The following is a 12,995-nucleotide window of genomic DNA, read 5'->3' as shown; positions in this document are numbered from 1 at the left end:
CGACATCCATGACGCCTTCCTGCAGTTGGCTGTCTGCCTCATCCTGCACCGGCGCGTCCGAGCACTCTGTTAGGACCTCTAAAACTGTGGAGCCGACTGCCCCAGCTGTGACGTACCCCGTCTCTGGCGCAGGCAGCTGATTGCTGGGTGCGCGCGCACGGACGCCGGCCAGGCTGGAGCGGGGCTGAGAGATGAGCGCAGGCCCGGACGGGGGCCGGGCAGCGCGCGGGGGGCGGAGCGAGCCGTCTTTGAAGCGGACTTGGCGGCGGTCCTTACAGCCCCTGACGCTGTTCCTGGCTGACGGCAATCCTGACGGCAACGACGGTACACAGAGACCGTCGAGCACGACCATCAGCGATCGGCTTGGCTGAAGGCGGAGGCTCCGCCCAACAGGCCGCCCGATCCTACGGATCAGAAGGTTGAAGGCTCGAACGCTGCCAACCGCGCGGTGATTCTGAGACTGGTGGCGGCGTCCCCTGGAAGGCGTGCCGTGGCCCACTGCTGTCCGTTGCCTTGGATCGATGGCCGGATTCCCGGCTCGCAGGCAGGCCGCACAGCGTGGTGATGGCTTGGTCGGTGATCACCGTTCCCCACCCAAGGCAGACCTCCCCTTCGCTCCGTGACAACGTCGGTGGTCTTCCTCAGCGGGGTTGCGTAACCACACTGACCAGGTAAACCACTCCACAGCTCGGACCTATCCGTTAGTGTGCGCATCACGCCTGACCGTATGGACGCTCAGGGGACCTTCACACGCGAAGCCCTTTCCAGGAGCCCTTTCCAGGAACCCATTTCCACGGGGGACAAACGTCCAGTGTGCCCTACTCGCGCACGGTCACGGCTGGTCGTCCGCGAGCTCGGCCACCCCCGTGACCCGGTGCAACGGGTAGGTGCGGACCTCGTCCGCCGTGTGGTCGTACGCCGTCACGAAGCCGCCCTCGACGCGGATCGGCGCGATGACGCGCTGGCTGGCGGCGCCCTCGGCGTTGACGTAGCCGATCCACAGGGCCTCGCCGGTGAGGACGGCGGCCTGCATGGTGGCGAGGGTCTCGGCGGAGCCGGTGCGGGGCAGCTCGCCGTCCGCGACCGGGGCCGCGGTCGGTTTGCGCGGGGTGGTGGAGGCCAGGTCGCCCGCCCGGATCGCGCGGATCGCGGCGGCGAGCAGGGTGGCGTCCGGGGGCGGCGGGCCCTCCGGGACCGGTTCGGGCGCGGCGCGCGGCGGGGTGCGGTGGGAGTCGGCCCGGGTGACGAGGACGTCGCCCTCGGCGGACTCGGCGGCCGGGGCGTAGCCCATGGCGCGCAGGCCCTCCAGCAGCGTGGCCGGGTCGGCCTGCGCGGCGAGCACGGTGGGCGCCAGGCGGCGCAGGCGCAGTGCGGCGGACCGCTTGTCGGCCAGGATCTCGTTCAGCACCGCGTCGTCGTCGCAGCGCACGTACGCCGAGGCGGCGCCGATCCGCAGGTGCCCGTGCCGGCGGGCCACGTCGTCGATCAGGTAGGCGAGCGGCTGCGGAACCGGCGTGCGGGAGTGCGCGGCGAGGAAGGCGTGCAGGTCGGCGGCGGTGCGGCCGGCGTCCAGGGCGCGGCGTACGGAGGCGGGGGTGAAGCGGTAGACGGTCGCACCGCCCTTGGACTCCACGTCCGCGAGCACGTCCAGCAGGTCGGCGAGCGGCCGCTGGAGCGGGCCTGGCGCCACCGCCGTGAGGTCCGCCTGGAGCAGGACGTGGTCCAGGGGTTCGGGCAGGAGCGGGGCGAGGACACGGGCGGCCGCGGCGGTGGCGGCGGCCTGTTCGGCGGGGGAGAGGGGTTCCGGCAGGCCGGGGGCCGGTTCGGGCCGGTGGTGCTTGTGGACGGGGAGCTTGTCGCCGGGGCCCGCGGGCCCCGGCCCGGCGTGTTCCCCGGCGACCGGTGCGGGCGGCGGCGCGCCCAGCAGTGCGCGCCCGTGCGCGGACAGCGCGCCGCGTCCCGTGACGCCGAGCTGTTCCGCCTCGGACAGCGTCCACCGGGCCAGCCGGCCGCGCAGGTCGTCCTCCTGCCGCGGTCCGCGCGAGGGGCGTTCCCAGTGCAGCCGGGCCAGCACCGACTCGGCGGAGGGCGTGGTGCCCTGCGGCAGGCGGGCGAGCAGGGTGAGCACCCGGTGCCGCACCTCCGGTGCCGCCGAACGGTCCAGTCCGGGGCCGAGCGCCGACAGCGCGCGGTCCTTGGCGTCCCGCCCGCCGACCAGCCCCGGTGTGCGGGTGGCCGCCAGCCAGGCCGCCGCCAGGTGCGCCCAGCGTTCGGCGGCGGGCCGCTCCCGCCACTCGTCGTAGGCGGGGGTGGCCGCGTACCGCTCGTCCACCTCGCCGTCGGAGGCGATCAGCCCGGCCGCGTGGGCGAGCTCGACCCAGAAGGCGGCCACTGGTTCGGGCACGTCGAGGGCGACGGCGGTGCGCTTGAGGTCGCGCACGCTCAGGCCGCCCGCGCGCAGCACGTTCGGCCCGCCCTCGTCCCAGTCCTTCAGCAGCTCCTCCACGGTGGCCAGGGCGGTGTACGCCTGCCCGGCCGCGGTGGCGTCCACCACCTGTGGACGGTGCGTGGCGACCGCCTCGACGGCGGGCGGCACCGGCTCGGGCGTGCGATGGGCGCGGCCCTGGCGCAGGTGCAGGGCCACCTCGCGGGGCAGTACGACGGTCCCGGGCGCAGTGGGCAGCAGCAGCCCGCGGTCGAGCAGCCGGCGCAGGCGCGGCGCCGGGTCGTGCGTGACCTGGCCGTAGGGCGGTCCCCACACCAGGCGGTCCAGTACCTCGCGGGAGTCGGCCGGGAGCTCGGCGAGCAGCGCGGCCGTCCGCTCGCGGTCGGTGAACAGGGCGGTGAGCGAGGCGACCGCGGAGACGGAGTCGTGGGTGGAGGGCAGGCCGACGGTGGTCAGGATCTGCTGGATCCGCCCCGGTGACATGCCCGCCGTCGCCTCCCGCACGGTCGGGCCGAGCCCGGTCGGGGAGGGGTGCTGCGGCTGCGGGGCGAGCAGTTCGCGGGCCGTGCGCACCAGGCGCAGCCGGTCGTCGCCGCCCCAGACGAGGGCCTGCTCGCGCAGGGTGCCCAGGGCGCGGGGCAGCGCGGCGGCGACGACGGGGTCCCGGGCGTCGGAGGCCATCAGACCGAGCAGTTCCCCGTACGTCGCCGGGTCACCGGCCACCGCGAGGGCCTGGGCCGTCTGCAGGGCGAACCGGTCCAGCCGCTCCAGGGCGCGCACCACCGAGGCGCGGGTCCCGGCGCGGGTGGCGAGCTGGGTGAGGTCGGTCGGGACCGGCGTGATGAGATCGGGACGGCTGCGCAGGAGCGCGGCCAGACAGGCGTCGTCGCGCGCGCGAAGCGCTTCCGCGAGGGAACGCGGAGCCGACGGTTGCTCATCGCTGCTCATCCGACCCACGGTAGCGGGTCGCGGCCCCCGGGGGCCGCGACCCGGACCCCCGTCGGCCTGAACGGCCGCGCCCTCAAGAGCCGGACGGACTGCTCGGACTCGCCCTGCGATACCTTCTCCCCCGCGGGGTAATCGGCCAGCCACCCCGGAGGGGTTCCGTGGGGATCGAGAGCGATCAGGTCGTCTACGAGTATCTGAGCCGGGTCGGAGACGTCGCTCAGCAGCGGCAGCTTTCCTCGGCCACCCGGATGCGCCTGGTCTCCCAGTTGCGCAACGAGATCGACCGGCACCGCGCCAGGGCCGCCGTGGACAGTCCCGCCGCCGTCCGCCGCATCCTCGACCGGCTCGGCAGCCCGGACGAGGTCGTCTCGGCCGCGGGCGGCAGCGGCGAGGCGGGTCCGCGGGCACCGGGGCCGACCGTACCCGTGCAGCGGGACTCCAAGGCGTCCGGGGCGTCCGAGGCGGATCAGGAGCGGCCGAAGGGTCTGCGCAGGGTCGTACCACGGCCCCGTCCGCCGCGGCCGAAGGCGGACCCCGCGCCCTTGGACGGCCCGTCCCCGCCGCATCTGGCGAGCGCCGAGGAACTCGGCGACTCGGCCACGCGCCCCGACTGGTGGCGCCTGGACAGCAGCCCGTTCGGGATCGGCGACGACGTGCCCGGCTTCGTGGGCGGCGTGGAGATCCCGGAGCTGCTCAAGCCCCCGCCGCCGAAGGAGCCCGCCGAGCCCGGTCCCGCATTCGGGACGGCCGCCGATGCGGATGCGGATGCCGACGCCGACGTGGACGCGGCAGTGGTGGAGGCGGCCGGCCCGGAGGAGGTGCCGGCCGCGCGCCGACGGCTCGGCCTGCCCCTGCTCAGGGGGCGCTGGAGCAACCCGCTGCTGCTGCTCGCGGCCGGGCTGCTGGTCGCCGGCGCGGTCCTCGGCAAGTGGTTCGTGCTGCTGCTCGGCTGGCTGATCGCGTACGGCTCCCGCCGGCTGACCCCGACGGAGTCCAAGTGGGCCGTCATGGGCATGCCGGGCCTGGCGCTCGCGGCCGGAGTGGTGTGGCTGTGGGGACGTACCGACGACCGCTGGGGCACCCCCATCGCCCAGGGTCACATGAACGACGCGGTCCAGCAGACCTGGCCGTGGGTGGTGCGGGCCGCGGCCGTGCTCTCGGCCCTGTTCCTGCTCTGGCGCTCGCAGCGCCGACGGTAGACGCGGACCGGAGATGGTTGTACGTCACACGGACCGGAGGGCTGCCCGCCCACCCGCCTGGGCACAATGGCCCATATGACCTCGCGCCTCCTGACCGTCGGTTTCGACCTCGACATGACCCTCATCGACTCCCGCCCCGGCATCCGCGCCTGCTACCTGGCGCTGTCCGAGCGGACGGGGACGTACATCGACGCCGACCTGGCGGTCACGCGACTCGGGCCGCCGCTCGAACAGGAGCTGGTCAACTGGTTCCCGGCCGACCAGGTCGAGGCCGTGGGGAACCTGTACCGGGAGATGTACCCGACGTACGCCGTCGCCGCGGCGCTCGCGCTGGCCGGCGCCCGTGAGGCGTTGACGGCCGTACGGGAGGCCGGCGGGCGGGCGATCGTCGTCACCGCCAAGTACGAGCCGAACGCCAAGCTGCACCTGGAGCACCTGGGCATCGAGCCGGACGCGGTGATCGGCGACCTGTGGGCCGAGCAGAAGGCCCAGGCGCTGCGCGAGTACGGCGCGAGCGTGTACGTGGGCGACCACGTCGGCGACGTGCGCGGCGCCCGTACGGCAGGCGCTCTCTCGGTGGCGGTGGCCACCGGGCCGTGCGACGGGCGGGAGCTGCGGGCGGCGGGCGCGGACGTGGTCCTGGCGGACCTGACCGAGTTCCCGGACTGGCTGTCCGGCTACCGCGAGTCGCCGCGTGCCTGACGGCGTCCCGCCGCGACCGACCGGAGCACGCCGATGCCGGCGATCAGGAAGCCGACGCCCATGAGCATGCTCAGGCCGAACATGTACGTCGGGAAGGGCTTCGTGCCGAGGAACAGCGGCGCGACCGTGACGAGCGTGGCCACCGCGCCGGCGAAGAACACGATGGCGCCGGCCCGGATCAGCCCTTCACCGGCGGTGGGGGAGTTCGTTTGGGTTTCTTCACGCACCCGACCAGGGTAGTTCCCCGCGCGGCTCGTGCCGGCGCTGGTCAGGAGCGTGCCCCTGGAACGCCTGCTGGAACGTCCGTTGCAACGCCCGCTGCAACGCCCGCTGCAACGCCCGCCGGGCCCGGAATCGGGTTGCCGCCACATGCTCCTCGTGTGCTGAGATATCCCTTGTCTCCCCCGCCCCGGGCGAGCGTGCCCACACTGATCAGCCAGGTTCGGCCGACTGGCGTGGACGGGCTTGACGAGGGGTAAAGAGCTGGGGAGGCTTCGGGACAACGGCAGGCACGAGCGAGCGCTAGATAGCCTGACCTGCGGCAACAGTGGTTCGGCTGACCGGTGAGATGGGGTGCGTGCTTTGCCTACCGGCAAGGTCAAGTGGTTCAACGCTGAGAAGGGCTTCGGCTTCCTCTCCCGCGACGACGGCGGTGACGTCTTCGTCCACTCCTCGGTGCTCCCCGCCGGAGTGGACACGCTCAAGCCGGGACAGCGAGTGGAGTTCGGGGTGGTGGCCGGACAGCGCGGTGACCAGGCCCTTTCCGTGACGCTCCTGGAGCCGACCCCGTCGGTCGCGGCCGCCCAGCGCAGGAAGCCGGACGAGCTGGCCTCCATCGTGCAGGACCTGACCACGCTCCTGGAGAGCGTCGTGAACGAGCTGGGGCGCGGCCGCTACCCCGACAGGGCCCACGGCAAGAAGGTCGCCGGTCTGCTGCGCGCGGTCGCCGACCAACTGGACGTCTGACCCGGCAGGCGGAACCGTAATCGGGACAGGGACAGGGACAGGGACAGGGACTACGGGAAGTCGAGCGCGTCCGGGCCGAGGGGCGGTACGAGCCCCTCGGCCGCCGCACGCGTGAGCAGCCCGCGGACCGCCGCGTAGCCGTCCTCGCCGAGGTCGGCGGTGAACTCGTTGACGTACAGCCCGATGTGCTGGTCGGCGACGGCCGGATCCATCTCCTGGGCGTGCTCCATGACGTACGCCCGGGAGGCCTCGGGGTCGTCCCACGCGGCGCGTACGGACGTACGGATCGAGTCGGCGAGCCGCGTCAGCGTCTCCTCGCCCAGCGACCGCTTGGCGATGATCGCGCCGAGCGGGATCGGCAGCCCGGTGGTGGCCTCCCAGTGCTCGCCCATGTCGGCGAGCCTGTGCAGACCGTAGTTCTGGTAGGTGAAGCGCGCCTCGTGGATGACGAGTCCCGCGTCCACCTTCCCGTCCCGTACGGCGGGCATGATCTCGTGGAACGGCATGACCACGATCTCGCCGACCCCGCCGGGGACGGTGTCCGCGGCCCACAGCCGGAACAGCAGGTACGCCGTCGACGTCTCGCTCGGCACCGCGACCGTACGGCCCTCCAAGCCGGCGTCCGGCTCCTTCGTCAGCACCAGCGGCCCGCAGCCCCGGCCCAGCGCGCCGCCGCACGGCAGCAGCGCGTACTCACCGAGGACGTACGGCAGCACGGCGTACGACACCTTCAGCACGTCGTGCTCGCCGCGCTCGGCCATGCCGTTGGTGACGTCGATGTCCGCAAAGGTGACGTCGAGCGCGGGCGCGTCCGGGACGCGGCCGTGGGCGAGGGCGTCGAAGACGAAGGTGTCGTTGGGACAGGGCGAGTAGGCGATCCGCAGTCGCCGGCTGTCAGGGCTCGTCCGGCTGGCAGGGTTCGTCCGGCTGGCAGGGCTCGTCCGGCGGTCAGGGCTCATGGGGGTTCCACCTCGTGAGGACGTGCGTGAGCTTCCCGAAGCCCTCGGTCAGGGCGGTCAGGGCGTCGCCGATGCGCCAGGCGGCGCGGTCGCGCGGGCCGACGGGGTTGGAGACCGCGCGCAGCTCCAGCACCGGGACGCGGTGCACGGCGGCCGCCTCGGCCACCCCGAACCCCTCCATGGCCTCGGCCAGGGCGCGGGGGTGGCGGGCGCGCAGGGCGTCGGCCCGGGCGGCGGTGCCGGTCACGGTCGAGACGGTCAGGACGGTGCCGGTGCGGGCTCCGGTGGCGGTCGCGATCGCCTCCACGAGAGCTTCGGGCGGACGGTGGGTGACGGTGCCGAAGCCGAGCTCGGTCACCGGAAGGAAGCCGTCGCCGGTCTCGGCGCCCAGGTCGGCGGCGGTGATCTCGTCGGCGACGACGAGCGAGCCGAGGGGCGCGGCGGGCGCGAAGCCCCCGGCGATACCGGCACAGACGACGAGGTCGTAGGGGGTGCCGCCGAGCGCGGCGGCGGTCAGGGCGGTGGCGGTGGAGGCTGCGGCGAGGGCGGGGCCGACGCCGGCGGCGATCAGGTCGTGACCGCCGCAGCGGTGCACGGTCACCCCGGGCAGCGGCAGCTCACGCACGGGCTCCGGGAACGCCTGTGCCACCGCGTCCCGTTCGACCGGGACCGCGGCGGCGACGAGCACGCGTACGGAGGGCACCGGGTGCGTGGTCAGGATTCCTTCTGCAGCTTGAAGGACCACACGCCCAGGGTGCTCTTGTCGCCCTCCTTGATGGAGACCCAGGTGGAGTTGCCGCTGGCGCCGTAATTGGCGTTGAAGAACACGCTGCCCGGGATGGTGCGGTACGTCTTCGTGCTGGAGTCGGTGAGCGGCTGACCGTTCATCAGGATGGTCCAGCCCTTGTCCGCGATCTCCGGGTCGACACCGAAGCGGACGGTCTCGTCGGGATCAACCTTGATCAACTTGTCCGACTTCAGGCACTTCAGCAGATCGGTGCTCTTGATCGCCTTGCCGTCGTTGTAGCAGGTGGCCTCCGAGTGCACCGAGTTGTCGCCGACGGTGATCGTGGCCATCGGCGTCGGCTTTTCGCAGGCCGTCAGGAGAAGCAGTCCGGCAGAAACGGCGCCGGCGGCGGCGACAGCGCGGCGGCGTCGCACAGCGCGGTGTTCAATAGCGGCTTCGCCGCGGGGCAGCGTGGTCATGTCCGAAGGTTATCGGGCACGTCGGGCAGGCCGTTTACGCGGGGGTGCGGCGGGTCGTGGGCTGAGGGGCACGAGGCTGTGACACCGCCTGGTCAGGGGCGGCACCGCCCGGGCGGGGACGGGTCACGCCACGCGGGGCCGGGTGCTGCCGCCGCGCCGGGCCGAGAGGAGCAGGCCGCGGACCGTGGGCACCCAGCCCGCGGCGACGATCGCGGCGCCCACCGACAGGCCCAGCGCGCCGTTGAGCGGCAGCACGATGCCGATCGCGCCACCGAGCACCCAGGCCATCTGCAGCAGCGTCTCGGAGCGGGCGAACGCCGAGGTCCGCACCGGCTCCGGTACGTCCCGCTGGATCAGCGCGTCCAGGGACAGCTTGCCCAGCGCCTGCCCGAAGCCGGCGACCGCGGCCAGGCAGGCCACCAGGAACGCGCCGAAGAAGATCGCGGCCATGACGGCGGCCCCCAGCACGATCGCGACGACCGTGACGATGATGACCTCCGGCGCCCGTGACCGCAGCCATGCCCCGACCGCCGTACCGAGCGCGTTGCCCGCGCCCGCCGAGACACCCACGATCCCCAGCGACACCGCCGCGCTCTCGCCGGTCAGCGGGTGTTCCCGGAGCAGGAAGGCCAGGAAGAAGATCAGGAAGCCGGACAGACAGCGCAGGGCGGCGTTCGCGGCGAGGGCGTGCGTGACGGCCGTGCCGACCGTGCGCAGACCCGGCCGCTTGAGCGGCTCGCGGTGCGGGCCGCGCAGATGCTGCTCGTCCGCGGCGAGCAGCGCCCGGTCCTCGCCCTTGGCCGAGTCGACCTTCGGCGGCAGGGCGAAGGACAGGAACGTTCCCGCGATGAAGATCACAAAGGCGCCGTAGAGCGGCCAGTGCGCGCCGACGGCCTGCAGCCCCGCCCCGATGGGTGCGGCCACGCCGGTGGCGAGCAGCCCGCCGAGGGTCACCCGGGAGTTCGCCTTGACCAGGGAGAAGCGGGGCGGCAGCAGCCGGGGTACGACGGCGCTGCGGATCACGCCGTACGCCTTGGATGCGACCAGTACGCCGAGCGCCGCCGGATACAGCTCCAGGCTGCCGCCGGCCACCGCGCCCGCGATGATCAGCGCGAGCAGCGCCCGGGCGAGCATGGCGCCGGCCATCGCGGCGCGGCGGCCGTGCGGGAGGCGGTCGAGCAGGGGGCCGATCACGGGGGCGAGGAGGGTGAAGGGCGCCATGGTGATGGCGAGGTACAGCGCGACCCGGCCGCGGGCCTCGTCGGTGGGCACGGCGAAGAAGACGGTGGAGGCGAGCGCCACGGTGATCATGACGTCACCGGCGCCGTTCACCGCGTGCAGCTCGATCAGCCTGCCGAGCCCGGACTCGCCGGCGCCGTGCGCGTTGGTCGCCCTGCGGATGCCGCGGACGGTTTTGGTGACGGGCAGCCGCAGGGCACGCCCGACCGCGCGGACGGACCCGCCGAACCGGCCCGAACCGCTGCCCCGGCTGCTTCCCTTGTACCCCTTGTCCCCATGGACCCCGGTGGTCCCCGGGGGCGTCCTCGCGGCTGCCACCCCGTCATACTGCCCCGAGACGGCGACCACTGGCGCCATTACGCCCCGGGCGAGCCCCGACGACCCTGGCTGAACCCCCGATGAGCCAACCGGGGCGCCGGAGCACCCGGAGCACCCGGGCGCCGGGGGACGCGCCTTGCCCCGCACACGTCGGCGTGTCTCCGGAGGCCGTCCGACCCCCCAAGGGCTGTCCGATTCCGCCCGCTCCTGGTGGTCCCGGACCGGCCGTCCCACTCTGCGAGACAGGCGGGCGGGGGGAAACCACCGTCGGTGTAGGCCCAGCGCCGACGAGAAGGTAGCGTGCGTAGCGCGTCGTGGCGAACGTTCTCGGCCGCGCGCCTTACGGGCATACCGCAGAATGGATGACGTAGGTGCGCCCGAGCGCGAGCGGGCGCGGACGTCGACGCGGTCCAGGGTCCGCTCCGTCCGCCCCGCCGCCTTCAGGCCGGCGCACCCGTACAGACGGCGTAGGAGAGAAGCGATACCTGTGAAGGCAGCGACCACGCGAAGCCGCACCCCCGACCGCCTGTGCGCCGAGGCCGTCGACCTCGCCCGGGCCGCAGCCGAGGAGGCGGCCGCCCCGGGGGTCGTCGGCGAGCACGCAGGCATGGTCACCGAGGGTGATCGCGTCGTCACGCACTTCTTCGAGTGCAAGGAGCTCGGCTACCGCGGCTGGCGCTGGGCCGTCACGGTGGCCCGCGCCTCCCGCGCGAGGATCGTCACCATCGACGAGGTCGTCCTGCTGCCCGGCCCGGACGCGGTGCTCGCGCCCGAGTGGGTGCCGTGGAGCGAACGTCTGCGCCCAGGCGACATGGGCCCCGGCGACCTGCTGCCCACCAACGCCGAGGACCTCCGGCTGGAGCCCGGCTTCTCCGGCGAGGACGAGCCCGCCCCGAACTCCGCGGTCTCCGAGGACATGGCCGAGCTGGCGGAGGCGGAGGACGCCGACGTCACGGCGGGCCCGCCGAGGAACCTCCCCACCGTCCCGGCCCGCGGCTCGATCCCGGCGGTCGCCGAGGAACTGGGCATGCGCCGCGCCCGGGTCCTGTCACGCTACGGCCTGCATGCCGCCGCCGACCGCTGGGAGGAGGCGTTCGGCGCGAAGACCCCCATGGCCCAGGCGGCCCCGGCGGCCTGCGTGAGCTGCGGCTTCCTCGTGCCGATCGGCGGCTCGCTGGGCCAGGCCTTCGGCGTCTGCGCCAACGAGTTCTCCCCGGCCGACGGCCGCGTGGTCTCCCTGACGTACGGCTGCGGCGGCCACTCCGAGGCCGCGGTCATGCCCAAGCCCCCGCAGCCGGCTCCGCCGGTGATCGACGAGACCCGGGTGGACCCGTTCCCCCTCCGCCCGGCCGCCGACTCCGGTTCGGTCCCGGCCGTCTCCGACGAGGAGACGGCGGAACTGGGGCACTCCTAGCACTCCCAGCGGAACCCGGCAGCCGGTCGCGGCGGACTTCGGGCGACCGGCTGCCGCTTCTCCGATCCACGGCTGTCGTCCGGCTCAAGCGCGTACTGCCTTCACGGCTTCGTCCAGGACCGTGGCCAGCTCTCGCAGGGCTTCCTGGGCGATGCCGAGGTCCTCGTGCTCCAGGTTGCCGGTGGCTCTGGCGTGGCGGGTGGCGAGGTCGGGGCGGCGGGCGATCTCGATGTCCCTGGCCCAGGCCAGGACCCAGCTCCGCACCGGGCTGAGTGACTGCCACGCCACGACCTTGGCGAACGCCTCGTCCTTTGTCCGCTGCATCTCCGGCAGGCGCCCGGGAGCGACGACGGCGAGGGCGGCCCGCAGGGCATCCGGGGTCTGTTCGGGGCGGGGAACCAGCTCGTGTCCGTGGTCGGCCTGCGTGCTCATGGAGCCTTCCATGAGTTGTCCGGTGGCCCGGAAGGGCCGGATGCCGCTGCTCGGCAGTCGGCGCAGCGGCTTGGTTCCGGGGCGCGGAAGGCGCGGTCGCAGCCGTCGCAGTTCTGGAGGGGGTGCCGGACCGGTGGTGGGGCGGCCGGGGCTCGGAACGGGGGCGGGGGCGGCAGCTGGGTGGTAAGGCGGTGGGCGAGGAGGGCGGCGGGGCGGCGCAGGCCCTCGGGTGGGAGGTCGGTGGTCAGGGCGTGGCGTACGGCGGTGGGGGTGACGTCGTGTTGCAGCCAGGCGGCGACGCCGGGGGCGAGGTGGGCGGTGTCGCAGGCGGAGAGGAGGAGGCGGGGGTCCTCGCGGTGGAGGGTGGCTAGGAGGTCGGTGGCCTGCTGGAGGAGGGTGGGAGAGGGGTGGGCGGGCTGGGGGACTGGGGGAAGGGGATGCTTTTTGCGGGGGGCGCGGGGTTTCCTACGGGGAGAGTGCTCCTCGGGGGTTTCGGGCGGCTTCGGTGTCTCGGGTGCTGTCGGGGTGGGCTGTTTGTCGGTGGGGGCGGAGTCAGGAGCGGGTACGGGGGTGGTGGCGGGTGCGGGGGTGTGGTGGCGGGGTGCCTTGGGCTGGTTGCAGCTGATGGTGCGCGTGACGATGTGGCCGGTGGGGGTGCGTTCGCATTCGCGGCGGAGGTAGCCGTGGGTTTCCAGGTCGCGCAGGCCGGCGGCGATGCGGGTGCGGCCCTCGGGGAAGCGGGTGGCGAGGGTTTTGATGTCCACAGGGGTGTTGGCCGGCAGGGACTGGATGTGGGCGGCCAGGCCGATGGCGACCAGGGAGAGTTCCGGGTGCTGGGCGAGGTGGTTGCCGATCACCGTGAAGCGGGTGGTGTGGCGGATGTTCTCGTGCGTGACGCCATAGGCACGCGGGCGGGCAGGGGTGCGTGGATTCGCCCGGGAGTGGGGTTCGTTCGCTTCGTTCGCGGCAACGGCTGACTGGGCGTGCGGGGGCACGCTAGGGTTCTCGGTACCCATCGGGAAGCCCTACTTCCTCGGTGGTCAGGCCCTCGATCGGGATCGCTACTCCCGGCCGGGGGCCGACGCATGTGTGGGGTTGTCGCGCTGAGCGTAGGGCCGTTGGGGGGCCGGAAATCCAGCCGAGCCGGTGATGTTCACCCGGCCGAG

Annotated in this window: 12 protein-coding genes; 4 read left to right on the top strand and 8 right to left on the bottom strand. The window is 73.6% G+C overall.

All coding sequences use genetic code 11. The features are described from left to right. Positions 1-832 precede the first annotated feature (832 nt). Positions 833-3,394, bottom strand: coding sequence for a helicase C-terminal domain-containing protein (locus DEP02_RS24485; RefSeq protein WP_112469849.1), 2,562 nt, complete (start codon positions 3,392-3,394; stop codon positions 833-835). A 158-nt stretch (positions 3,395-3,552) separates the two neighbouring features. Between DEP02_RS24485 and DEP02_RS24480 the strand changes: the two genes are divergently transcribed. Further along, positions 3,553-4,593, top strand: coding sequence for a hypothetical protein (locus DEP02_RS24480; protein ID WP_112469848.1), 1,041 nt, complete (start codon positions 3,553-3,555; stop codon positions 4,591-4,593). Between the two features lie 75 nt (positions 4,594-4,668). Then, a complete protein-coding gene (locus DEP02_RS24475) occupies positions 4,669-5,295 on the top strand; it encodes an HAD family hydrolase (RefSeq protein ID WP_438947792.1) in 627 nt (208 codons plus the stop codon). On the opposite strand, the gene DEP02_RS24470 is transcribed toward DEP02_RS24475, so the two are convergent. Beyond that, entirely contained in the window at positions 5,271-5,522 is a 252-nt protein-coding gene (locus DEP02_RS24470; RefSeq protein WP_112469846.1) for a hypothetical protein, read from the bottom strand. The genes DEP02_RS24475 and DEP02_RS24470 overlap by 25 nt on opposite strands. Positions 5,523-5,877: 355 nt before the next feature. On the opposite strand from DEP02_RS24470, the gene DEP02_RS35370 reads away from it, so the two are divergent. Then, a complete protein-coding gene (locus tag DEP02_RS35370) occupies positions 5,878-6,261 on the top strand; it encodes a cold-shock protein (RefSeq protein WP_112469845.1) in 384 nt (127 codons plus the stop codon). A gap of 50 nt (positions 6,262-6,311) precedes the next feature. Here the strand turns inward: DEP02_RS35370 and DEP02_RS24460 are convergent, their stop codons facing one another. The 4 genes from DEP02_RS24460 to DEP02_RS24445 form a co-directional block, all read right to left on the bottom strand. Next, positions 6,312-7,220 carry a 1,4-dihydroxy-6-naphtoate synthase gene (locus tag DEP02_RS24460; RefSeq protein WP_232839265.1) on the bottom strand — a complete coding sequence of 303 codons (909 nt, stop codon included), beginning with the start codon at positions 7,218-7,220 and terminating at the stop codon, positions 6,312-6,314. Next, positions 7,210-7,965 (bottom strand): futalosine hydrolase, encoded by a 756-nt coding sequence (locus DEP02_RS24455; RefSeq protein ID WP_112469844.1) that lies wholly within the window; start codon positions 7,963-7,965, stop codon positions 7,210-7,212. The genes DEP02_RS24460 and DEP02_RS24455 overlap by 11 nt, the downstream gene beginning before the upstream one ends. Beyond that, complete coding sequence (locus DEP02_RS24450; RefSeq protein ID WP_112469843.1) at positions 7,935-8,426, bottom strand: DUF2771 domain-containing protein; 492 nt, start codon at positions 8,424-8,426, stop codon at positions 7,935-7,937. Before DEP02_RS24450 ends, DEP02_RS24455 begins: the two co-directional genes overlap by 31 nt. A gap of 123 nt (positions 8,427-8,549) precedes the next feature. Further along, positions 8,550-9,983, bottom strand: a complete 1,434-nt coding sequence (locus DEP02_RS24445; RefSeq protein ID WP_112469850.1) for an MFS transporter — start codon at positions 9,981-9,983, stop codon at positions 8,550-8,552. Between the two features lie 487 nt (positions 9,984-10,470). On the opposite strand from DEP02_RS24445, the gene DEP02_RS24440 reads away from it, so the two are divergent. Then, the gene (locus DEP02_RS24440; protein WP_112469842.1) at positions 10,471-11,397 is read left to right on the top strand and encodes a DUF3027 domain-containing protein; all 927 of its coding nucleotides are present in this window, start codon (positions 10,471-10,473) and stop codon (positions 11,395-11,397) included. An 84-nt stretch (positions 11,398-11,481) separates the two neighbouring features. Here DEP02_RS24440 and DEP02_RS24435 read toward each other — a convergent pair whose 3' ends face one another. Beyond that, positions 11,482-11,829: a hypothetical protein gene (locus DEP02_RS24435; protein ID WP_198668568.1), complete on the bottom strand. Its 348-nt coding sequence runs from the start codon at positions 11,827-11,829 to the stop codon at positions 11,482-11,484. Next, positions 11,826-12,845, bottom strand: a complete 1,020-nt coding sequence (locus DEP02_RS24430; protein WP_198668567.1) for a helix-turn-helix domain-containing protein — start codon at positions 12,843-12,845, stop codon at positions 11,826-11,828. Before DEP02_RS24430 ends, DEP02_RS24435 begins: the two co-directional genes overlap by 4 nt. Positions 12,846-12,995: the final 150 nt, after the last annotated feature.

The organism is Streptomyces triticisoli, from assembly GCF_003270085.1.
GTDB classification, from domain to species: Bacteria; Actinomycetota; Actinomycetes; order Streptomycetales; family Streptomycetaceae; genus Streptomyces; species Streptomyces triticisoli.
This window is presented reverse-complemented; position numbering and strand designations above follow the sequence as displayed.

Excerpts from the sequence above, each read along its gene's own strand:
- DEP02_RS24485 (WP_112469849.1), bottom strand. The coding sequence starts at position 3,394 with ATGAGCAGCGATGAGCAACCGTCGGCTCCGCGTTCCCTCGCGGAAGCG.
- DEP02_RS24475 (WP_438947792.1), top strand. The coding sequence starts at position 4,669 with ATGACCTCGCGCCTCCTGACCGTCGGTTTCGACCTCGACATGACCCTC.
- DEP02_RS24460 (WP_232839265.1), bottom strand. The coding sequence starts at position 7,220 with ATGAGCCCTGACCGCCGGACGAGCCCTGCCAGCCGGACGAACCCTGCC.
- DEP02_RS24450 (WP_112469843.1), bottom strand. The coding sequence starts at position 8,426 with ATGACCACGCTGCCCCGCGGCGAAGCCGCTATTGAACACCGCGCTGTG.
- DEP02_RS24435 (WP_198668568.1), bottom strand. The coding sequence starts at position 11,829 with ATGAGCACGCAGGCCGACCACGGACACGAGCTGGTTCCCCGCCCCGAA.
- DEP02_RS24430 (WP_198668567.1), bottom strand. The coding sequence starts at position 12,845 with ATGGGTACCGAGAACCCTAGCGTGCCCCCGCACGCCCAGTCAGCCGTT.